We start from the raw sequence: 20,830 nt of genomic DNA on the forward strand, positions 1-20,830 counted from the left end.
GAGCGCTCTCGCACGTCGGTTACCCGAGTCGATGCCGTTCCCCTACAAATACCTCAGCCGCCGAGAATCAACGCTGAATATCGGACCGGGGGGCCGGGCACGGGCTCACCGAACGGTCCCGTCTCACCGGACGGTCGCGTCCGTGATCCGCGCGAGCCGTTCGGCGACGGCGTCGTTCAGGCCGTCCTCGGTGACGCGCCAGCGCCAGTTCCCCTCGGTCGTGCCGGGAGTGTTGAACCGGGCGTGGCTGTCCAGCCCGAGCAGGTCCTGCATCGTCGTGACCGCGAGCGTCGCATCCGAGTTCCACACCGCCTCGACGAGGTCCCACTCGATCTCGACGCCGTCGGTGCCGAGGTTGTAGTGGAGGCAGTCGCGCTGTCGGTCCCCCAGCGACTCGTAGTAGCCGACGGCGGTGTCGGTGTCGTGGGTCGACGTGTACGCGACGCAGTCCTCCGGGTAGTGCATCGGCTGATACATGTGGCCCTGCTGGCACCAGTCGGCGTACTGGGGCACGCGCATCCCCGGGAGGTCGAACGCCTCGCGTAGCCCCGCGCTCTCGGCGTCGAGAAAGCCCAGGTCCTCCGCGACGAACGGAAGGCGACCGAACTCCCCGCGCACGGCCTCGAAGAACGCCTCCCCCGGACCCTCGCGCCACTCGCCGTCGGCGGGGTCGTCGCTGTCGGCCGGGATCGCCCAGAACTCGTCGAACCCCTTGAAGTGGTCGAGGCGGGCGTAGTCGACGAGGTCGAACAGCCGACGGAGCCGGTCGAGCCACCACTCGTACCCCGTCTCGGCGAGGCGGTTCCAGTCGTACACCGGGTTCCCCCAGCGCTGCCCGGAGTCGCCCATGTTCGGCGGGACGCCCGCGACGGCGGCGGGGCGGCCGTCGTCGTCGAGGTCGAACGCCTCGGGCGCGGCCCACACGTCGGCGGAGTCGAGCGCGACGTAGATCGGGAGGTCGCCGAGGATCTCGACCCCGCGGTCGGCGGCGTCCGCACGCAGGTCGCGCCACTGTCGGTCGAACGTCCACTGGCAGAACGCCCGGAAGTCGACCGCGTCGGCGAGCTCGTCGCGGTAGTCGGCGAGCGCGTCGGGGTCGCGCGTCCGAACCGGCTCGGGCCACTCGGTCCACAGGGTCCCGTCGAACTCGCGTTTGAGCGCGCGAAACAGCGCGTAGTCGGCGAGCCAGTCGCCCTCGCGCTCGCGGAACGCGGCGAACGCTTCGCGCTCGCCGTCGCTCGCGACCTCGCGGAATCGTTCGAACGCCGTCCGGAGACGGTCCAGCTTGACGGACTCGACGGCGTGGTAGTGCACCTCGTGGCGCGAGAAGTCGGCGTCCCGATCGGGTTCGCCGGTCGAGTCCCCCTCGGCGGCGAGTTCGTCCTCCTCGAGGTAGCCGCGCTCGGCGAGGTCGACGAGGTCGATCAACAGGGGGTTCCCGGCGAACCCGGAGAACGTCTGGTACGGGGAGTGACCGTGGATCCCGACGGTCGGTCCCAGCGGGCACACCTGCCAGATCGACTGGTCGGCGCGGTCGAGGAACTCGAGGAACGAGCGCGCGCCCGCGCCGAGGTCGCCGATGCCGTGCGGACCGGGCAGCGCGGTGGGGTGGAGCAGGACGCCGCTCCGTCGGTCGAATCGCATCGGGTGTGGGCTCGGAGGCGAGCGGTATCAAGTTCCGGGTCGTCGGGGAGGGATCGGGACGCCCGGCGAGCGTCGAGTGACCGGGAAGACGAGTCGCCGACCGAGCCATCCGAGGGCGTCACGAGGGCGTCCCGAAGGATCGATCCCCCACGCCGACGCCAAGTGACTAAGTACCGGACCCGCGATACTCGACTCGATGCCGTACACGGTCCTAATGCTCGGGTGGGGGTTTCCGCCGAACGTGACCGGAGGACTGGACACGGCGGTCGGCGAGCTGTTCGAGCGCCTCGACGCTCGCGAGGGCGTCGAGGTGGAACTGGTGTTGCCGGCGGAGTACGCCCCGGAGGGACGCGACGGAATCTACGGCGTACCGACCGGCGAGGGCGACATCATCACCCGGATCGGCCGCCTGTCTGGGACGTTCGTCGAGCGCGCGGCCGACGCCGACATCGTCCACACGAACGACTGGTTCGGCTACAACCCCGGCTCGCGCGCGCAGGCCAGCCACGACGTGGAGTGGGTGACGACGTTCCACTCGCTGTCCTCCGACCGCAACGCGGACCCGCCCGAGCGCGAGAAGCGAACCGAGGCCCGCGTGGTGAACCGTTCGGATCACCTGCTCGCGGTGAGCGAGTTCACCGCCCGCAAGATCGCCCACGAGTACGGCGGCGACGCGGAGGTCATCTACAACGGCTTCTCGCGGGTCGAGCCGACCGGCCGGGACCTGAAATCGGAGCTCGGGATCGACGGCGAGATGCTGTTCTTCGTCGGCCGCCACACCGACCAGAAGGGCCTGGCGTACCTGCTGTACGCGCTGCCGAAGGTCCGCCGCGACGACGTGACGCTCGTCATCGGCGGCACCGGCCACCTCACCGACCAGCTGAAGCGGTTCGTCGAGCTGCTCGGGATCGGGGACCGCGTCGAGTTCGTCGGCTACGTCCCCGAGGAGGAGCTGGGCGACTACTACGCGAGCGCGGATCTCTTCGTCTCGCCGTCGCTGGCGGAGCCGTTCGGGATCACCATCGTCGAGGCGCTGTCGGTCGGCACGCGCGTCGTCGCCGGCCCCAGCGGCGCCGCGGAGGTGCTCCCCGGCGACTGCCTCATCGAGGTCGAGCCCAACTCCGACGCGATCGCCGCCGGCATCGAGCGCGCGCTCGCGCTGGACACGCCCATCGAGTACGAGGAGCGAACCTGGGACCAGGTCGCGGACGAACACGTCGCCTTTTACGAACGGATCCTTGCGGAGGAGTCGCCCGACGGGGAGTGACCCGGCGGGGGATCACGAGACCCGCCGGTTCCGCTACCTGAGCAGCCGGAAGTCCGTGACCGGCTCGGGGTGAACGATCCGGAAGCCGTCGGCCGTCGGCTCGAGTCCGACCCGCTCGGACGCGGGGCCGCCGCGCTGGTAGGGGCTGTCCGATTCCCCGGGCGACTGATAGGGACTGTCGGCTGTCGCCGACTGGTACGGACTGTCGGACGCCGCCGACTGGTAGGGGCTGTCCGACGGCCGAGGGCCGGTTCCGTAGGCGTCCTGGCGCGCGTCGCCCTCGGACTCGGGCGGGCGCTCGAAGTCCTCCGGCGGGAGATAGATCCGCTCGCCGGAGGCCGACTCGACGACGACCGCCGCGTCGCGATCGCCCGTGACGACGATCACGGTCCGGCCGTCGGCGATCTCCACGTCGACGGAAACCGGGCGGTCGTTCCCGTCCGTCTCTCGACGCCCGTCCTCCGCGTCCTCGGCGGTTCCGTCCATACCTCGAGGATTCACCGGCGGGCACTTAGCGATTCCCCGCCTCGAGGGGAGCCGGAGCCCCGCGGGCCTCCCGGCGAAAGAGCGAAACCGCTACCGCTCCAGCGGCCTGCCATGGAACATCCGGGGCAACCGCGCGTGTGTGCGGCGGGCGAAGCGGTCGAGCTCGCGCCGCGCGATCCCGATCCGAGCGTCGACTACGAGTGGAGCGTCGTGCAAGCACCAGCGGATTCAACGGCGGAGACCGGCGACGGGCCGGTTCAGTGGTTCGAACCCGACGTGCCCGGTCGGTACCTGCTCCGGCTCGACGCCGGGGGAACGACACACGACCTGACCGTGCGGGCGTTCGCCCAAGGAACTGCCCCCGACAGCGGCGACGGCCGGTCCGCCAGCGGCGACGCCGTCGGCGACGACCGGTCGGGGCAGGAGAGCGGGCGGTCAGGATCGGGCTCGGCGGTCGGGTCGGCGAGACATTCCGGGTCCATCGGCGGCGGGGGCGACCCCGAGCGCCCGCGCGTCCACCTGGAGACCGCCGTCGGCGACGAGGAGGTCCGGATCGACGCGCGCCTCGATCCGACGGCCGGAACGCGAGTCGAGTTCCTGCTGGACGACCGCGACGACCTCGACGAGTCGGACGTGACTGTCGAGGGCGGGACGCTCACGGTCGCGCGCGAGCGCCTCCCCGAGCAAGCTCGGGTGTACGCCGTTCCCCTCACCGACGACGCCTACGGCGTGCAGGACGCCGTCGATCTGCGCCGCGACGGCGACGAGGTCGTCGTCGACCGCCCGTACGACCCGCCGGAGTGGGCGCTCGACTCGACCATCTACGAGGTGTACGTCCGCACGTTCGCCGACCCCGAACGCGGCCGCGAGCCGTTCGAGGCGATCCGCGAGCGGCTCGACCGCCTCGACGAACTGGGGGTCGACACGCTCTGGCTGACGCCCGTCCTCCAACACGACGGCGAGCCGCACGGCTACAACATCACGGACTTCTTCGAGATCGCCGCGGACCTGGGCGGCCGCGAGGAGTACGAGGCGCTGGTCGACGCCGCCCACGAGCGCGGGATGACCGTCCTGTTCGATCTGGTGTGCAACCACTCGGCGCGCGACCACCCGTTCTTCGAGGACGCGTACCGGAATCCGGATAGCGAGTACTACGACTGGTACGAGTGGCAGGAGAACGGCGAGCCGGGCACGTACTTCGACTGGGAGCTGATCGCCAACTTCGACTTCTCCTCGTTGGAGGTGCGCCGGCACCTGCTCGACGCCGTCGACGAGTGGGCGCCGCTGGTCGACGGCTTCCGCTGTGACATGGCGTGGGCCGTCCCCGACGGCTTCTGGACGGAGGTCCACGACCGCGTGAAGGCCCACGACTCGGAGTTCCTCCTGCTCGACGAGACCATCCCGTACATCCCCGACTTCCAGGGGGGGCTGTTCGACATGCACTTCGACTCGACGACGGCGTTCACCCTCCGCGAGATCGGCGCCGGAAACCGGCCCGCCGAGGCCGTCCTGGACGCCGTCGACCAGCGCCGGAGCGTCGGGTTCCCGGATCACGCCTCGTTCATGCTGTATCACGAGAACCACGACGAGTCGCGCTACCTCGCCTCCTACGGGGAGGATGCGGCGTTCGCCTCCGCGGGAGCGCTCGCCACGCTGCCGGGCGCGCCGATGGTGTACGCCGGCCAGGAGACCGGCCAGCTCGGCCGCCGCGACCAGCTCGATTACGGGAACGCCCGCACGGACCTCACCGAGCACTACCGGCGCCTGCTGGCGCTGCGCGGGGACCACCCGGCGCTGGCCCATCGCGCGACGCTGTCGCGCGTCGACTACGAGGTCGCCGCCGGCAGCGCCGAGTCGGTCGTCGCCTACCGCCGCGAGGCCGCCGACGGCGAGGCGGTCGTCGTCGCCCTCAACTTCGCCGCCGGCCCCGCGGAGGTCGCCGTCGACCCCGCCGTCGGGACCGAGGACCTCGTGACGGGCGCGGCGGTCCGGGGCGACGACGGGGCGGTGACCGTCGACGACGTGGTCGTCGTGCCCGTCCGCGGGTAGGCGAACGCGACGCTCCCGCGTGTCGCCAGTTCGGACGGGTCGCAATCGCGTGTCGCCGGTTCGGGCGGGTCGCAACCGCGGTTCGACGGGGCCGGACCGCCCGCGTCGACCCCGACTGTGAACTGATCACGTACCGCTGAGACTTTACCCGCCCGAGTTGTTGCTCGGGTAAATGCGGCTGCGAACGGCACTCAACGACTACAAGCGCGACCGGGAGCACGGCTCGGCCGGCACCGCCAGCACCGTCCGCGGCGGGCTGTCCGGACGCGGCGAACGGCTGGTTCACGTCGCCCCGACCGGCGGGATCCGCGACTTCTCGTCGGCGCTGTCCGGGCTCTCGGGTATCGACCGCTCCCGGTTCGGTATCGAGACCGGCGAGCGAACCTACTGGTTCGACGAACTGGAGACGGTCCGCCAGCACTACTACCGCGAGACGACGCTCGTCGAGACGGAGTACGACGCCGGCGCGTTCACCGTCCACCAGTACGACCTCACGCTCGGACGCGAGCACGTCACCCACGTCGAGCTGCGCGGGTCGATCCCGCCCGAGGCCCACCTGGTCGCGTTCCTCACGCTCGCCCCGGAGGGTCAGGAGACGCGCGTCGGCCGGCTCATCCACGAGGGCGCCGGCCCGCTCGACGGCGACGCGGTGGAGGTGTTCCACCGCGACGAGCACGACTTCGTCACCGCCTCCACCGGTCTCGAGGACGTGCGCGCGCAGATCCCCGAGCGCTTCGAGGAGCTCCTCGACCCCGACCCGATCGCGCTCCCGCGCGACGGCGCGTTGAACCGCTACGAGGACACCCACCTCAGCGGCGACGTGGTCGTCACCGCGCCCCTGGAGCGGGCGGGTCGCGGGCTCCGAACGACGCTCGTGAGCGCGTTGACCGACAGCGACGCCGACCGCGAACGCGCCCTCGCGGACCTCCGCGAGTGCGCGACCGACCACGCCGACGCCGACGAGCTCCGGACCGTCGCGCGCGAGCGCGCCGCCGTCGCGATCGCCGACGACGGTCCGCGGCGCGGGACGGTCCGCGCCGACATGCGGGCGCTGTCGCTGCTTGAGGCGCCCAGCGGCGCGCGGATCGCCGGCCCGGAGTTCGATCCGTTCTTCCGTAACTCCGGCGGCTACGGCTACACCTGGTTCCGGGACGACGCGCGGATCTCCCACCACCTGCTCGATGCGAGCGAGCCGCTGGGGCTGGATCTCGACCCCGAGGTGCTCGCGCGAAGCGCCCGCTTCTACTGTGAGGCCCAGGGCTCCGACGGCTCCTGGCCCCACCGCGTGTGGGCGGTCGACGGGTCGCTGGCGCCCGGGTGGGCCAACGCGCACGTCGAGGGACGCGCCGGCTCGGACGAGTACCAGGCCGACCAGACCGCGATCACCGTCGCGTTCCTCGCGACGCTGCTTCGCGAGCACCGCGACGCGCTGTCGCCCGAGGACGAGCGGCGGATCCGCGAGAGCGTCGCCGCCGGCGTCGACGCGCTCGACGACGCCCGCGGCGACGACGGCCTGCCGCGGCGCTGTCAGAACCTCTGGGAGGACATGGCGGGGCGGTTCACCCACACCGCCGCGACGTTCGTCGAGGCGTACGCCGCCGTCGCCCGCGCGCCGGTGAGCGAGGACCTCCGCGAGCGCGGGCGGGCGGCCGCCGAGGGGACGTTCGAGGCGCTCGACGCGCTGTGGGACGACGAGCGCGGGACGTACGCCGTCCGGCTCGTCGGCGGCGAGCGCGACGACCGCCTGGACGCCTCGACGTTCGCGCTGGTCGACGCGCTCGCGGCCGTGGAGGCGGTCGACGGGATCGGTGTCGACCCCGAGGACGTCGACCGCGTGGCCGATCACGTGCGGGCGTCGCTGGAGGGGCTGTACCGCGACCCGGCCGAGTCGGCCGTCGAGGGGCTGATCCGCTACGAGGGAGACGAGTGGCGCACCGAGGGGCAGGACGGCGAGAAGGTGTGGACGCTCGCGACCGCGATGGGCGCCGGCGGCGCCGCGACGCTCGGGGCGCTGTTGGAGGACCGCGGCCGCGAGCAGACCGCGGCGTGGCTGTTCGATCGCGCGGCGGAGCTGTACGGCCTGCTCGAGGACGGCGGGCCGCTGACGACGCCGATGGGCTACCTCCCGGAGCAGTGGTACGACGACGGCACGCCCGACAGCGCGACGCCGCTGGGGTACGCCCACTGCTTCCGGCTGGGCGTGACCGCCACGCTCGCCGAGCACGACGCCCTGCCGAGCGCGGCCGCGGCGCCGTCGGCGCCCACCGACCGGCCGCGGTGGACGACCGGCGAGAAGTTCGGCGTCGGCACCGTCGCCGACCACGGCGAGCCCGACGCCTCCCGCGTCTGGTTCACGCTGACCGAGGGGGCGCTCACCGAGGTGCGGTTCCCCCGCGTGGACCTGATGAACCTGCGCACGCTGGATTTCATCGTCTCGGCTGCCGACGACGACTACACGGTCCGGACCCACGTCGAGGGCCAGCGCGACGAGGAGGACACCGTCGAGCGACGCGTCCACCCGATCGCCGACGACGCGCTGGCGTACGAGCACGTGATCACCGAGACGGGCGACGGCCGCGGCCACGAGTGGGAGCTGCGCGTCGAGTACGCGGTCGACCCGAACCACGACGCGCTCGTCGCGGACGTCGAGTTCCGCGCCGGCGACGACGGCGAGTACCACGTGTTCGCGGCCGCGGACACGGCGCTCACGAACACCGGCACGCGCGACCGCGGGCTGCGCCTGGGCCAGCCGGGGAGCCACCACCTCGTCGCCCGCGACGCCGGCGCCTACACGGGCGAGCGGGGCGACGCGCGGCTCGTCGACGAGGGCGGGAACGGCTACTCCGTCGCGGTAGCGATGGCGACGGCCGACCGCTTCGACTGGGCGACGGTCTGTGCCGCCGGCAGCGACGAGCTGTCGGCGCTGTTCGCGACCGGGGAGGTGCCGCGGACGCGTTCGTCGGTCGACAACGACAACGTCGTTCTCGTGGGTCGCCTCGGCGCCGGCAGACACACCAGTGAGACGCTCGCGCTCGGGTTCGCGCGGCAGGCGGACGCCTCGGCGGCGCTGGGCGAGGCGGTCGGGTCGCTCGCGACCGGCTACGACGAGGTCGCGACGGCGTACCGCGAGTCGTGGCGGGACTTCCTCGCGGACCGACCCCTGCCCGACGCCGTCGCCCGCGACGACGAGCTCGCGAACCAGTACCGCACGGCGCTGATGACGCTTCGCGCCGTCGAGGACAAGACCTACCGCGGGGCCAGCGTCGCCTCCCCGTCCGTGCCGTGGGGGGAGGCCGTCCACGCCGACGAGCAGAAGGGGTACGGCTACAACTTCGTGTGGGCGCGGGACCTGTATCAGGTGTTCACCGCCTCGCTGCTCACCGACGACATCGGCACCGCCGTCGATCAGCTGGAGTACGTCTACGAGTACCAGCAGGACGAGGACGGCTTCATCCCGCAGAACACCTACCTCAACGGCATCACCCGCTGGGGCGGCGAGCAGATGGACAACATCTCGTTCCCGGCGGTGATGGCCTACCAGCTGTGGGAGGCGGGCGTCGACTTCGCGGACACGCTGTACGACTACGAACACGTCCGCCGGTCGGCCGACTACGTCGCCCGCAACGGCCCCGCCAGCGGGCAGGAGCGCTGGGAGGAGGAGGCGGGCTACTCGCCGTCGTCGATCGCCGCCGAGATCGCCGGGTTGGCCTGCGCCGGGAAGCTCGGGCTGGAGACCGGCGACGAGGCGAACGCGCTGGTGTGGCTCGCGCTGGCCGACCGCTGGACGGGCGAGGTGGAGACGTGGACCGCCACCGAGACGGGCACCGCCCGCCACACGCACACGCCGTACTACGTCCGCGTCACCCGCGACGGCGACCCGGAGGCGGGCCACCTCCGAACCCTCGCCAACGACGGCCCGCGCCTCGACGAGCGCGACATCATCGACGCCGGGTTCCTCGAACTCGTGCGCCTCGGGATCAAGCCGTGGGACGACGAGACGGTCCGCAACTCCGTGCGCGAGGTCGACGACACCATCCGCGTCGACCTGCCCGCGGGCGTCGCCTTCTACCGCTACAACGGCGACGGCTACGGCGAGCTCGACGAGGGGGACGTGGGCGCCCCGTGGTCGGTCGAGAACCACGGGAAGGGGCGGCTGTGGCCCCTCCTGACGGGCGAGCGCGGCGAGTACGAGCTTCGGGCGGACCCGGCCGAGACCGACCGCGAGCCCGAGCTGGATCCGACGGCGCTGCTGCGGACGATGCAGCGGTTCGCCAACTCAGGCCGGATGATCGCAGAGCAGGTGTGGGACCGCGACTACCGCACGGAGTACGACTGGGAGTACGGCGAGGGGACCGGGAGCGCGACGCCGCTGGCGTGGTCGATGGCGCAGTTCGTCCGCCTCGCCCACGGCGTCGACGCCGGCGAGCCCGTCGAGACGCCCGCGTTCGTCCGCGACCGCTTCCTCGACCGGCGGCTCCACGACAGCGACGAGAAACCCGCCCTCCGCGTCGACACGAACTTCCAGGGCAACAGCGTCGTCGTCTCCGGCGAGACCACCGGCGCGCGCGTCGCCGTGACGACGCCCGTCGACTCGGCGATCGTCGACGCCGAGGACGGGGAGTTCGAGGCGACGCTCGACATCGGCTACGGCGAGAACGACATCACCGTCGCCGCCGCCAGCGACGCGGACCTGGAGACGGCCGCGACGACCGTCTCCCGGTTCACGGTCTGACTGTCGGTCGGGCTGGCGCCAGCCAGCGCCGACCCCCGCCCGCGTCGTCCGTTCCACGCCGGTTCCCGAGATCGGTGACCGGTGATCGCTCGTCCACACATCGCCGAAATTCCTAGTAGGAGTATATACAACATCAGGGGTACCTTTACCACCGGACGAGTCAATCAACTCATATGACCGAGCCGGAGACGACGTACGTCGGGAAGGCGTGCGCGTACATCACTCGCGGCGGCTCGCAGCTACTGGTGTTCGAGGGACCGGGACACGACGGCCTCCAGATCCCGAAGGGAACGATCGAACCCGGCGAACGGCCGCGAAGCGCGCTGTTTCGGGAGGTACGAGAGGAGAGCGGCCTTGCGACGCTGGCGAGCGTCGACAAGCTGGCGACGGACGTGTGGACCCGGCGCGAGTCGCCGCCGAAGGCGTACGTGCGCCACTTCTATCACGCGAGCGTCCACGAGCCGCGCGACGAGTGGACCCACGTCGTCCGCGACGGCGGCGGCGAGCACGGCAGCGAGTTCGAGTTCTCCTGGGTCGACATCGGCGAGGCGCGCGACCGGGAGTTCGCGCTGGCGCTCGACGACTACGTCCACCGCCTCTCGGCGGTCCCAAGCGCCGTCGAGGTCGCCGGGGCCGCCGACTGAGTCGCGGCCGCCGGCGAGTAGCCTGCGAATCGACTACCGGGGTCCCGCAGCCGGCGAACGGATTTATGTGTAATTCGACCGAACACACGGGTGCATGACACCCATGGACCTCACCTGGCACGGCCATTCCACCTGGACCGTCGAGATCGAGGACACCACCTTCCTGATCGACCCGTTCTTCGACAACCCCCACACCGACACCGACCCGGAGGAGGTCGACCCCGACCACGTGCTGCTCACGCACGGCCACGCCGACCACATCGCGGACGTGGACCGCTTCCGCGGCGCCCACGTCGTCGGCACGCCCGAGGTCACCGGCTACGTCACCGACGAGTACGGCGTCGATGACACCACGGGAATGAACCTCGGCGGCACCGTCGAGCTGGGCGACGCGTTCGTGACGATGGTCCGCGCGGACCACACGAACGGGCTCGACACCGGCTACGGCGCCTCCGGCGGCACCCCCGGGGGGTACGTCATCTCCGAGACGAAGCCGACCCAGGAGTCCGACCCCGATAGCACCTCCTTCTATCACGCCGGCGACACCGCGCTCATGACGGAGATGCGCGACGTGATCGCGCCGTTCCTCGAGCCCGACGCGGCCGCGGTCCCCGCCGGCGACCACTTCACGATGGGGCCCGCGCAGGCGGCCATCGCCGTCGACTGGCTCGACGTGGACTACGCGTTCCCCATGCACTACGACTCGTTCCCGCCGATCGAGATCGACCCCGACGACTTCGTCCGCGAGGTCCGCGCGACCGGCAGCGACGCCGAGGCGATCGTTCTCGGCGACGACGAGACGTTCACGATCGGGGGAGAGTAAGTCGCCGCCGGAACCGGACTCGGCGTCGGTACCCGTGAACCGGTGTCGTCCGCAGTAACAAGGTTTACGCGCGAACCGCCCTTGGTGCCGGACGCATGTCCGATATCGAGACCTCCACCGTCAGCGAAGAGGGCTTCACCAGCACGAGCCAGATCGGCGACTTCTCGCTCACCGTCGACGCGCTCGGCGAGGACGGCCCCGACCCGAACTCCGTCCTCGTGGCCGACTACGCCTCCTGCTTCCTGCCCGCCTTCCGCGTCGGGGGGCAGCAGCGCGGGCACGAGGACCTCGGGCAGGTCCAGATCGACGCCGAGGCCGACCTCGACGACGACGACGACCTCACCGCGATCCGCTTCGACATCCACGTCGAGGCGGACGTCGACGACGAGACGCTCGCCGACATCGTCGAGCGTGCCGAGGGCATCTGCCACGTCCACTCGGCGCTGCGCGAGGGGCTCCGCGCCGACATCACGGCCCACGCCGACGCCTTCTAAGGCCGGCGCGGCCGCTCACGGGACGAACTCATTTTTTCGGGAAACGACGACCGGGAGCGACGGCTTCGCGTCGCCTGCGGACTCAGCGACGGCTGTCGTCGCCGCGGTAGGATCGGTACGTCATCGCGCGGCCGTCGATGATCACGACCTCCTCGTCGGTGCGGTCGCTCGCACCCCCGACGGGGTCGTCCGGCTCGTCACGGAAGACGTACGGTGAGTCGCGCTCTTCCATGGTAGTGGATACCACATCACCACGTATAAATCTTCGTCAGACAGTCTCTGGCATGATTTTTGGGGCCGCGCCGTCGTCCGTCGGATCGCCGGATCTCCGGACTACCGGCGGGCGAGATTTCAGACCGCCGGCCCGTTCACTCTTCACGGGGCCCGTTGACTCGTCGCGGGCGATCATCACCCGCGGGCGCGTTGATTCCCCGCGGCCGTGGGACTCCCAGCCCGTCGCTGGCCGGTGTGAACTCCCACCCGTCACGGATCCGTGAACGGTAACGCGTATGTGTCGTCGGTCCTCGAATCGACATACAGTGACCGCCGCGCAGTTGACGTTGGTGCAGATCGACAACTACGGTCCGTGGACCGTGACGCCGGAGCCCCGTCGGGAGATGGACCTCCAGACGCTCCAGTCGCGCCTGTTCGCGGACATGGCACAGTACATCGGCAACCGGGGCGGCTACGTCTTCTTCACCCGCTTCGACAACATGGTCGCCGTGACGAACGGCCTCGACCGCCGGGACCACGAACTCCTCCAGGAGTCCGTGGGGAACCGCTACCCCGTCACGGTGAGCCTCGGCGTCGGCGTCGACGAGGTGCCGATCGAGGCGCTGGAGACGGCCACCGAGCGCGTGCAGGCGGCCGGATCCGCCCAGTCGTCGGACCGCAGCGAGGTCCTCGCGGGCGAGTTCCACGGCGGCGACGCCGCGGACGACGTTCACATCGCGCACTTCGACGTGAACGACGCGACGGGGAAGTACACCGACCGGCTCAACGAGTTCGACTCGTTCATCAACATCGAGCAGGGGTACGCCTCGCTGATGAAGTACATGCGCGAGGAGCACGGCGCGCTCTCCTTCTTCGTCGGCGGCGACAACGTCATCGCGGCGTGTCCGAACCTCTCGCACGAGGAGTACATGGGCGCGATCGACCACGTGGCGGACGACGCCGACGTCCAGCTCAAGGTCGGGGTCGGCTCGGGCGCGACGCCCCACGAGGCCGGCTTCGCGGCGAAACACGCCCTCGAGGACTGCCGCTACGAGGGGACGCTCGTCGAGTTCGCCTGAACGCGACCGAACGTCCCGACACCGACACGGTTGTGTCGCCGCCGACCCGACGCACCCCCATGACCGACCGCGACTCCGAACCGCCGGCCGCGACGGATCCGTCCGGGTCCCGCCGCGATCGCGCCCGCGCGAGCCTCCTCGGGGTGGCCTGCGGCGACGCCCTCGGGCGCCCCGTCGCCGGCGACGCCCCGGCCGCCGTCCGCGACCGCCACGGCCGCGTGACGGAGATGCTCGGCGCCGACGGCCGCCCCGCCGGAACGACTACCGACCCAACGGCCGCCGCCGTCGCGTCGGCGGACCGACTGCTCGGTCGGGGCGACGGCGACCGGTCGGATCGCTCGGCGGACCCCGGAGTGACGACGGGCGCCGCCTCACTTCTCGCCGCCGTCCCGTACGGCTGCCTCGTGGGGGACGCGCACGACCGGGCCGCCGCGGCGGCCGAGGCCGCCGTCGCGACCGGAACGGCCGCCGGCGACGATGTCGCGGCCGAGTCGTCCGCGGCGCTCGCGGCGGTCGTGGGTGAACTCGTCGACGGCGAATCCGTCGCGGACGCGGTGTCGACGGCCATGAGCGTCGCCGTGGCGCGGGACGCGCCGGTTCCAGTGCGCGAGACGCTGTCGGTCGTCGGCGACCGCGGCGCCGTGACCATCGACCCCGCGGGCGACCCGGCGGCGGTGTTCGAGACGGCACTCCACGAGGCGGTCGCCGCGGCGGACGCCGAGGAGGCGATCGTCTCGGCGGTCAGCCGCGGGGGGCACGCGAGCGTGCTCGGCGCCGTCGCCGGCGCGGTCGCGGGGGCGCGCTTCGGAGCGGTCGAGGAGGGGGACGCGATCCCGGCGCGCTGGTTGAACGAACTCGGCGGGGCGGCGGATCTCCGGGCGCTCGCCGACGCGCTCGTCGCGCGGGAGGTCCGGGTCGACTCCGGGGTCGACACCGGCAGGGACGCCTGAACCGACGGCAGTGGGAACCCGTGTCACCGTTCCCGAAGCTTCGTGAGGGGGGCCGCCATCGGATCGGCCGTGCACCACGACTACCACGTCCACTCGACGTACTCGGACGGGTACTTCATCGAGTTCATGGCGACGGCGGCCGCGGAGGCGGGGCTGTCCGGCATCGGCATCGCGGACCACTGCGTCGTCTCGGAGGACCCGGCCGAGGACCGCTATCGTCGCGAGATGGGGTTCAACCTCGACCTCACCTACGAGCGCCGCCGCGACGCGATCGAGCGACTGCGCGACCGCGTCGACGTGCGCCTGTTCGACGCGGTGGAGTTGGACTACGAGCCCCGCGACGAGGCGGCGATCGCGTCGTTCCTCGAGGAGGCGGAGTTCGATTACGCGATCGGGAGCGTCCACGACCTGGAGGACGTGAACGTCCACGTCCGCGACTACTTCGCCGACAAGTCCGAGCGGGAGCGCCGCGCGCTCGTCGACGAGTACTTCGAGAAGCTGGTCGCGCTCGCGGAGTCCGAGCTGTTCGCCATCGCGGCACACCCGGACCTCGTGGAGCGGAACCCCGCCCTCCGCGGGCTTGCGACCCGGGATCACTACGACCGCGCGGCCGCGGCGTTCGCCGAGTCGCGGACGGTGCCCGAACTCAACGCCGGGCGCGTGCTCGACGACTACGGCGCGTTGCACCCCGCGCCGGGGTTCCTCGACGCGCTGGCCGACCACGGCGTCGCCGTCGCGGTCGGCACCGACAGCCACCGGCCGGCCGCCATCGAGCCCCGCGTCGAGCGCATCGACGCCGAGTTGGCCGAGCGCGGGCTGGAGCCGGTTCGAGTGATGGACGTCCCGGACGCCAGTTGACTGCGAGAATCCCGCGGTTATTGGATGTGGCCTTCCTCGCGGAGCTGCTGGGCGTCGTCGGACTCGTAGCGCCAGACGACCTCCGCCTTCTCGTCCTGCCAGTCCCACGGCTCGGCGATGACGATGTCTCCCTCCTTGACCCACGTCCGGAAGCGCATTCGACCGGGGATCCGGCCCATGCGCTCTTCCCCGTCGGCACACCGGAGCGTGACCCGCCGGCCGCCGAGCATGTCGGTGACGGTGGCGAACACCTGGTTGTCGTCGGGCATCCTGAGGGGTTTGCGATTTCCTGTGTCGTCGCTCATGGACGCCGGTAGGTGACCGAGTGGGATAAGTACGTGTATTCGGCGAGCGACGGACGCCGGCGCCGACAGCCGACGGCCGACACCGGTCGCGTCCGACTCGGTCCCCTCAGCGGTCACGTCCCGCGGTTTTCGGTCGTTCGCTAAAACTCCGTTTAGGGAGGCTTTTTCCGGCGTCGACCCATACCCTGGAGCGATGACCGCACTCGCGACGACGACTCACGTCGGTGGTGACCGATGAGGGGGAACGACCAGCAGGCGTACGACCGCGGCACGTCGCTGTTCTCCCCGGACGGCCGGATCTATCAGGTCGAGTACGCCCGCGAGGCCGTCTCCCGGGGCGCTCCCTCCGTCGGCGTCCGCACGAGCGAGGGCGTCGTGCTCGCGGCGCAGGCACAGGCGTCCTCCAGCCTGATGGAGTCGGAGTCGATCGAGAAGCTCCACAAGCTCGACGACCACATCGGCACCGCCAGCGCGGGCCACGTCGCCGACGCCCGCCAGCTCATCGACTACGCCCGCCGGATGGCACAGGGCAACCGCCTGCGGTACACGGAGCCGGTCGGCGTCGAGACGCTGACGAAGTACGTCACCGACCACATCCAGGAGAACACCCAGCGCGGCGGCACGCGCCCGTACGGCGCCGCGCTCCTCGTCGGCGGCTTCGAGGACGGCAAGCCACGCCTGTTCGGCGCCGACCCCTCCGGGACGCCCCACGAGTGGAAGGCGACCGCGATCGGCGGGTCCCGCCAGGAGATCCAGGAACTCCTGGAGGAGGAGTGGAGCGAGGAGCTCACGCTCGACGACGGGATCAGCCTCGCGCTGCGCTCGCTGTTCGAGGTCAACGACGAGCTCACCCCGAACGATGTCTCGCTCGCGACCGTCTCCGAGGACGGCTACACCTCCTTCACGGCCGACGAGATCGCCGACCTCGTCGAGGGTCTCGATCTGAATACCGAGGAGGACGCGGACGAAGACGCGGACGACGACGCCGAAGAGTAACGCGCTCGCTCGGCCGCGACGCCGTTCGAACCGGGTTCCGTTTTCTCCACCCGTGCTCCGGCGATAGCGACCGCGTCGGCGACGCCGACATCGGACCGGTCGATTCAACGGCGCCGGCGTCGTACGACGGACGATGACCGACGACGCGCTCGCGACGACGCTCGATCGGATACGCGTGTTCCCGATCAAGTCGCTCGACGGAGTCGACGTTGACGCCGCAACCCTGGCGCAGGCCGGCGGGCTCGCCCCCGACCGCGAGTTCGCGATCCTCGACGCCGACGGCGACTACGTGAACGGGAAGAACGAACGGCGGATCCACCGTGTCTCGGCCGACTTCGACCTCGACGGTCGGACCGTCCGGCTCACGGCCCCGCACGACGCGGACGCGCCAGACGCCGCCGCCTTCCACCTCGACGACGACCGCGACGGGATCGAGTCGTGGCTCGGGTCGTTCCTCGGGTACGAGGTGTCGCTGACGGGCGAGCGAGACGGCGGGTATCCGGACGACACGGAGCTGCCCGGCCCGACGGTGATCTCGACGGGGACGCTCCGCGAGATCGCCTCGTGGTTCGACGGCGTGACGGTCGACTCGATGCGACGACGCTTCCGCGCGAACGTCGAACTCGCGAGCGAGGAACCGTTCTTCGAGGACCGACTCGTTGCCGAGCCGGGCGAGCGCGTCCGGGCCCGCGTCAGCGACGCCGAGCTGATCGGGGTGAACCCCTGCCAGCGCTGCGTCGTTCCGTCCAGGAACCCCGACACGGGGGAGGAACTCGACGGCTTCCGGACCCGGTTCATCGGAAAGCGCGAGGAGACGATGCCCCCGTGGAGCGGCGGCGGGCGCTTCGATCACGCCTTCCGGCTGATGGTGAACACCGAGGTTCCGGAGGCGAGCGTGGGGGCGACGCTCCGCGTCGGCGACGACATGCGCGTCCTCGACGTCGAGAAGGAGTGAGAGTCTGGCCGCGGCCGGGAATCGGCAGCCGTCCTACTCCCCGCGTTCCTCGTACTCCTCGGGCGTGTACGTCTTGATCTCCAGGGCGTGCACCTCCCGCGTCATCGCGTCGCCGACGGCGTCGTACACGAGTTCGTGTTGCTGAACGAGCGACTTCCCCTCGAAGGCGGGCGAGACGACGACCGCGGCGAAGTGGGCGTCCTCGTGGTCCGGGTCGGGCGCTCGCGGGGTCGTGACGGTCGCCTCGCAGTCCTCGATGCCGGCCTCGATGGCCGCCTCGACCTCCTCGGTGCTCATGCTCATGGGCGAGAGTGGGCGGTCGTCGGGGAAAAAGCGGTCGGTGCGGGCGTCGACATCGGCGGACGCGCGGTCCCGACGGGCTTACGAGCCGAGGCGGGAAACGGGCGGTCGTGAGCGCCGGCACCGCCGAGGGCGACGACCCCGCGGACGCGGTTCGCGAGCGGTTGCTGTCCGAGCACGGCCCGCTGTTCGACGCCGTCGACGCCGTCGCCGACGCGGTCGCCGGACGGTGGGACGACCCCGGCCACGGCGACACTCCCCGGACGGCCGATCGCGACGCGGTGGTGCCGGCGCTGCGCGGGGCGCTCGAGGCCGCGGACGTGCTCGACTATCTCCCCGCGATGCTCGCGACGGGCGCGAACGCGCTGGGCGTCGACCTGCCGGCCTCGCCCGTCCCGGCCCCGCCGTACCTGGTCGTGACCGCGACCGGGCCCGTGGTGCGGGCGACGCTCCCCGACCGAGGGCGACTCGTGATCACCGTCCGCGTGTTCGACGTGGACCGATCGGGCGCGTCGCCGCGATACCGCCGGCTCGATCGCGGCGTTCGCGAGACGCTGACCGTCGAACTCCGGTAACGCCGGGAGGAGGACACGACACCGTGGAGTTTTCACCCGGGACGCGAACCCCGAGGTATGACCGAGATCGTCGACTACGAACTGTATGCGGTGCCGCCGCGGTGGCTGTTCCTGAAACTGGAGTGTGCTGACGGCTCCGTCGGTTGGGGCGAACCGGTCGTCGAGGGGCGCGCGCGGACCGTCCGCGGCGCCGTCGAGGAACTCGTCGAGGAGTACCTGCTCGGTGAGGACCCCGCACCCGTCGCCGACCACTGGGAACGACTGTATCGCGGTGGGTTCTACCGCGGCGGTCCCGTGCTCATGTCCGCCATCGCGGGGATCGACCAGGCCCTCTGGGACCTGAAGGGCAAGCACCTCGGCGCGCCAGTTCACGAACTCCTCGGCGGCCCGGTTCGCGAGCGCGTCCGCGTGTACCAGTGGGTCGGCGGCGACCGGCCCGCGGGCGTCGCGGAGGCGGCCGAGGCGAAGGTCGACGCGGGCTTCACCGCGCTGAAGATGAACGCGACGCCGGAGCTGGAGCGCGTCGAATCGCCCGACACGATCGATCAGGCCGCCGAGCGCCTCCGGACGGTCCGGGAGGCCGTCGGCGACGAGGTCGACATCGGCGTCGACTTCCACGGCCGCGCGACGAAGACCGCGGCGAAGCAACTGGCGGCGGCGCTGGAACCGCACGATCCGTTCTTCATTGAGGAGCCGGTCCTGCCGGAGCACAACGACGCCCTCGCCGATATCGCCGCGAGCACGAGCACCCCGATCGCGACCGGGGAGCGGATGTTCCATCGCACCGACTTCAAAGAGGTGCTGGAGACGAACGCCGTCGACGTGATCCAACCGGACCTGAGCCACGCGGGCGGCATCACCGAGTGCCACCGCATCGCGTCGATGGCCGGCGCCTACGACGTTTCCGTCGCGCCCCACTGCCCGCTCGGCCCGGTCGCGCTCGCCTCGTGTCTCCAGATCGACGCGGTCGCCCCGAACGCCCTGATCCAGGAGCAGACCCTCGACATCCACTACAACGAGACGAGCGACGTGCTCGATTACCTCGCGGACCCCTCGGTGTTCGAGTACGAGGACGGCTTCGTGCCCGTGCCCGACGACCCGGGGCTCGGCGTCGACATCGACGAGGATGTGCTCCGCGAGCGCGAGGGCCACGACGACTGGCACAACCCCGTCTGGCGTCGCCCCGACGGCAGCGTCGCCGAGTGGTGAGCCGACGACGCGATCCCCGACCGACGGCGAACGGCGACTTCCGACTACCCACGGCGATATCGGGGTAGTCCGGGCCGACGACGCCGAACAACCGCCAGCGACGATGACCGGACCGGGAACAGGGCGGGACTGAAAGGGGCCGGCGGGCTACGCGAAGCCCGACGACGTAAGCACGCGAGGGAGCGAACACCGTGAGCGACCGAGCGCGCGCAGCGAGTCGCGCGAGCGTAGCCCGCCGGGGGCTTTCGGACGGGTCGTCGCGGCCACAGTCACCGTGACGGCGGCCACAGACACCGGGGTGGCGGCCGCAGTCACCGCGACGAGCTCACCGACGAACTCGGCGGCGACACGGTTCGATCACGAACCAAGCATCAAGGCACCCGACCGAGACACGTAACACGAACAATGACCAGCTACGACACCTCCGCCATCGACGAACTCGAACCGCGAGCGCGATACGCGAACAGGGTCGCCGTCGTCACCGGCTCGACCCGCGGGATCGGGGCGGGCGTCGCCAAGCGCCTCGCCGCCGAGGGGGCACAGGTCGTCGTCACCGGCCGCAGCGAGGACGCCGGGGCGGAGACGGTCGCCGCCATCGAGGACCTGGGCGGCGAGGCCGTCTTCGTCCGCGCGGACATGCGCGAGCCCGACGACATCGCGGCGCTCTTCGAGGCCACCGCCGACGAGTTCGGCCGCCTCGACGTGCTCGTGAACAACGCCGGCGTCGAGACGTACACCGCCGCCGACGAGGCCGAGCTGGACGACTGGAACTTCGTCCTCGAAACCGACTTCCGCTCCTACTGGCTCTGTGCCAAGCACGCCCGCGAGCACATGGACGAGGGGGCCATCGTCAACATGTCCAGCAACCACGCGTTCGCGACGACGCCGAGCATCTTCCCGTACAACGCCGTCAAGGCGGGGATCAACGGGATGACCCGCGCGATGGCGATCGACTTCGGCCCCGACGTTCGCGTGAACACGGTGAACCCGGGCTGGGTCGCCATCGACCGCACCACCGGCGACATGGACGAGGAACGCCGCGAGGAGCTCGCGAGCATCCACCCGACCGGCCGGATCGGGGTTCCGGGCGACGTGGCCGCGGCGGTCGCGTTCCTCGCCAGCGACGAGGCCGGCTTCGTCACCGGCGCGAGCCTGACGGTCGACGGCGGCCGCGACGCCGTGTTGCAGGACGACTTCCTCCCCGACTACCGCGAGCGCCGCGAGGAGTAGCGCTGCTCCGGCCGGCGCTCC

General features: G+C 71.2%; 19 protein-coding genes. 14 read left to right on the plus strand and 5 right to left on the minus strand.

Translation table 11 applies throughout. The annotated features are described in order from the left end of the window. Positions 1-123: 123 nt before the first annotated feature. Positions 124-1,644, minus strand: a complete 1,521-nt coding sequence (gene malQ, locus K6T36_RS03035) for a 4-alpha-glucanotransferase (RefSeq protein ID WP_222922548.1) — start codon at positions 1,642-1,644, stop codon at positions 124-126. Between the two features lie 196 nt (positions 1,645-1,840). Between malQ and K6T36_RS03040 the strand changes: the two genes are divergently transcribed. Further along, a complete protein-coding gene (locus tag K6T36_RS03040; RefSeq protein ID WP_345778299.1) occupies positions 1,841-2,911 on the plus strand; it encodes a glycosyltransferase family 4 protein in 1,071 nt (356 codons plus the stop codon). 33 nt (positions 2,912-2,944) lie between these two features. Here K6T36_RS03040 and K6T36_RS03045 read toward each other — a convergent pair whose 3' ends face one another. Further along, positions 2,945-3,397: a DUF7510 family protein gene (locus K6T36_RS03045; protein WP_225935166.1), complete on the minus strand. Its 453-nt coding sequence runs from the start codon at positions 3,395-3,397 to the stop codon at positions 2,945-2,947. A gap of 111 nt (positions 3,398-3,508) precedes the next feature. On the opposite strand from K6T36_RS03045, the gene malA reads away from it, so the two are divergent. The 5 genes from malA to K6T36_RS03070 all read left to right on the plus strand — a co-directional run bounded on the left by malA (position 3,509) and on the right by K6T36_RS03070 (position 12,139). Beyond that, positions 3,509-5,446, plus strand: coding sequence for an alpha-amylase MalA (malA, locus tag K6T36_RS03050; RefSeq protein WP_222922549.1), 1,938 nt, complete (start codon positions 3,509-3,511; stop codon positions 5,444-5,446). Positions 5,447-5,618: 172 nt separating this feature from the next. Further along, complete coding sequence (locus K6T36_RS03055; protein WP_222922550.1) at positions 5,619-10,178, plus strand: DUF7997 domain-containing protein; 4,560 nt, start codon at positions 5,619-5,621, stop codon at positions 10,176-10,178. A 173-nt stretch (positions 10,179-10,351) separates the two neighbouring features. Beyond that, positions 10,352-10,822 carry an NUDIX hydrolase gene (locus tag K6T36_RS03060; protein WP_222922551.1) on the plus strand — a complete coding sequence of 157 codons (471 nt, stop codon included), beginning with the start codon at positions 10,352-10,354 and terminating at the stop codon, positions 10,820-10,822. Between the two features lie 103 nt (positions 10,823-10,925). Continuing rightward, a complete protein-coding gene (locus K6T36_RS03065) occupies positions 10,926-11,645 on the plus strand; it encodes a metal-dependent hydrolase (protein ID WP_222923338.1) in 720 nt (239 codons plus the stop codon). Positions 11,646-11,740: 95 nt separating this feature from the next. Continuing rightward, entirely contained in the window at positions 11,741-12,139 is a 399-nt protein-coding gene (locus K6T36_RS03070; RefSeq protein ID WP_222922552.1) for an OsmC family protein, read from the plus strand. Positions 12,140-12,221: 82 nt separating this feature from the next. Here the strand turns inward: K6T36_RS03070 and K6T36_RS03075 are convergent, their stop codons facing one another. Then, entirely contained in the window at positions 12,222-12,371 is a 150-nt protein-coding gene (locus K6T36_RS03075) for a hypothetical protein (RefSeq protein ID WP_222922553.1), read from the minus strand. Positions 12,372-12,678: 307 nt separating this feature from the next. Between K6T36_RS03075 and K6T36_RS03080 the strand changes: the two genes are divergently transcribed. The 3 genes from K6T36_RS03080 (at position 12,679) to K6T36_RS03090 (ending at position 15,239) form a co-directional block, all read left to right on the plus strand. Continuing rightward, the gene (locus tag K6T36_RS03080; protein ID WP_222922554.1) at positions 12,679-13,431 is read left to right on the plus strand and encodes a GTP cyclohydrolase III; all 753 of its coding nucleotides are present in this window, start codon (positions 12,679-12,681) and stop codon (positions 13,429-13,431) included. A gap of 59 nt (positions 13,432-13,490) precedes the next feature. Then, positions 13,491-14,381, plus strand: coding sequence for an ADP-ribosylglycohydrolase family protein (locus K6T36_RS03085; protein WP_222922555.1), 891 nt, complete (start codon positions 13,491-13,493; stop codon positions 14,379-14,381). Positions 14,382-14,450: 69 nt separating this feature from the next. Next, complete coding sequence (locus K6T36_RS03090) at positions 14,451-15,239, plus strand: PHP domain-containing protein (protein WP_222607986.1); 789 nt, start codon at positions 14,451-14,453, stop codon at positions 15,237-15,239. Between the two features lie 17 nt (positions 15,240-15,256). On the opposite strand, the gene eif1A is transcribed toward K6T36_RS03090, so the two are convergent. Next, positions 15,257-15,544: a translation initiation factor eIF-1A gene (gene eif1A, locus K6T36_RS03095; RefSeq protein ID WP_159668491.1), complete on the minus strand. Its 288-nt coding sequence runs from the start codon at positions 15,542-15,544 to the stop codon at positions 15,257-15,259. 234 nt (positions 15,545-15,778) lie between these two features. Between eif1A and psmA the strand changes: the two genes are divergently transcribed. Both psmA and K6T36_RS03105 read left to right on the plus strand, forming a co-directional pair. After that, on the plus strand, positions 15,779-16,540 hold the full coding sequence (psmA, locus tag K6T36_RS03100; protein ID WP_222922556.1) for an archaeal proteasome endopeptidase complex subunit alpha: 762 nt from the start codon (positions 15,779-15,781) through the stop codon (positions 16,538-16,540). A gap of 133 nt (positions 16,541-16,673) precedes the next feature. Further along, positions 16,674-17,495: an MOSC domain-containing protein gene (locus K6T36_RS03105; RefSeq protein ID WP_222922557.1), complete on the plus strand. Its 822-nt coding sequence runs from the start codon at positions 16,674-16,676 to the stop codon at positions 17,493-17,495. A 33-nt stretch (positions 17,496-17,528) separates the two neighbouring features. Here the strand turns inward: K6T36_RS03105 and K6T36_RS03110 are convergent, their stop codons facing one another. Beyond that, on the minus strand, positions 17,529-17,792 hold the full coding sequence (locus K6T36_RS03110) for a BolA family protein (RefSeq protein ID WP_222923339.1): 264 nt from the start codon (positions 17,790-17,792) through the stop codon (positions 17,529-17,531). Between the two features lie 113 nt (positions 17,793-17,905). On the opposite strand from K6T36_RS03110, the gene K6T36_RS03115 reads away from it, so the two are divergent. From K6T36_RS03115 to K6T36_RS03125, 3 genes are all read left to right on the plus strand, one after another. Next, complete coding sequence (locus K6T36_RS03115) at positions 17,906-18,370, plus strand: DUF7988 family protein (protein ID WP_222922558.1); 465 nt, start codon at positions 17,906-17,908, stop codon at positions 18,368-18,370. A 57-nt stretch (positions 18,371-18,427) separates the two neighbouring features. Beyond that, a complete protein-coding gene (dgoD, locus tag K6T36_RS03120) occupies positions 18,428-19,579 on the plus strand; it encodes a galactonate dehydratase (protein WP_222922559.1) in 1,152 nt (383 codons plus the stop codon). A 405-nt stretch (positions 19,580-19,984) separates the two neighbouring features. Next, positions 19,985-20,809 (plus strand): SDR family NAD(P)-dependent oxidoreductase, encoded by an 825-nt coding sequence (locus K6T36_RS03125; protein ID WP_222922560.1) that lies wholly within the window; start codon positions 19,985-19,987, stop codon positions 20,807-20,809. Positions 20,810-20,830: the final 21 nt, after the last annotated feature.

Origin of the sequence: Halobaculum roseum (assembly GCF_019880245.1) — an archaeon.
GTDB lineage: Archaea > Halobacteriota > Halobacteria > Halobacteriales > Haloferacaceae > Halobaculum > Halobaculum roseum.

What these genes read in the sequence shown, in the direction of transcription:
- malQ (WP_222922548.1), bottom strand. Translation starts at nt 1,644, where the DNA reads ATGCGATTCGACCGACGGAGCGGCGTCCTGCTCCACCCCACCGCGCTG.
- K6T36_RS03040 (WP_345778299.1), top strand. Translation starts at nt 1,841, where the DNA reads ATGCCGTACACGGTCCTAATGCTCGGGTGGGGGTTTCCGCCGAACGTG.
- K6T36_RS03045 (WP_225935166.1), bottom strand. Translation starts at nt 3,397, where the DNA reads ATGGACGGAACCGCCGAGGACGCGGAGGACGGGCGTCGAGAGACGGAC.
- malA (WP_222922549.1), top strand. Translation starts at nt 3,509, where the DNA reads ATGGAACATCCGGGGCAACCGCGCGTGTGTGCGGCGGGCGAAGCGGTC.
- K6T36_RS03055 (WP_222922550.1), top strand. Translation starts at nt 5,619, where the DNA reads ATGCGGCTGCGAACGGCACTCAACGACTACAAGCGCGACCGGGAGCAC.
- K6T36_RS03060 (WP_222922551.1), top strand. Translation starts at nt 10,352, where the DNA reads ATGACCGAGCCGGAGACGACGTACGTCGGGAAGGCGTGCGCGTACATC.
- K6T36_RS03065 (WP_222923338.1), top strand. Translation starts at nt 10,926, where the DNA reads ATGGACCTCACCTGGCACGGCCATTCCACCTGGACCGTCGAGATCGAG.
- K6T36_RS03070 (WP_222922552.1), top strand. Translation starts at nt 11,741, where the DNA reads ATGTCCGATATCGAGACCTCCACCGTCAGCGAAGAGGGCTTCACCAGC.
- K6T36_RS03075 (WP_222922553.1), bottom strand. Translation starts at nt 12,371, where the DNA reads ATGGAAGAGCGCGACTCACCGTACGTCTTCCGTGACGAGCCGGACGAC.
- K6T36_RS03085 (WP_222922555.1), top strand. Translation starts at nt 13,491, where the DNA reads ATGACCGACCGCGACTCCGAACCGCCGGCCGCGACGGATCCGTCCGGG.
- eif1A (WP_159668491.1), bottom strand. Translation starts at nt 15,544, where the DNA reads ATGAGCGACGACACAGGAAATCGCAAACCCCTCAGGATGCCCGACGAC.
- psmA (WP_222922556.1), top strand. Translation starts at nt 15,779, where the DNA reads ATGAGGGGGAACGACCAGCAGGCGTACGACCGCGGCACGTCGCTGTTC.
- K6T36_RS03105 (WP_222922557.1), top strand. Translation starts at nt 16,674, where the DNA reads ATGACCGACGACGCGCTCGCGACGACGCTCGATCGGATACGCGTGTTC.
- K6T36_RS03110 (WP_222923339.1), bottom strand. Translation starts at nt 17,792, where the DNA reads ATGAGCACCGAGGAGGTCGAGGCGGCCATCGAGGCCGGCATCGAGGAC.
- dgoD (WP_222922559.1), top strand. Translation starts at nt 18,428, where the DNA reads ATGACCGAGATCGTCGACTACGAACTGTATGCGGTGCCGCCGCGGTGG.
- K6T36_RS03125 (WP_222922560.1), top strand. Translation starts at nt 19,985, where the DNA reads ATGACCAGCTACGACACCTCCGCCATCGACGAACTCGAACCGCGAGCG.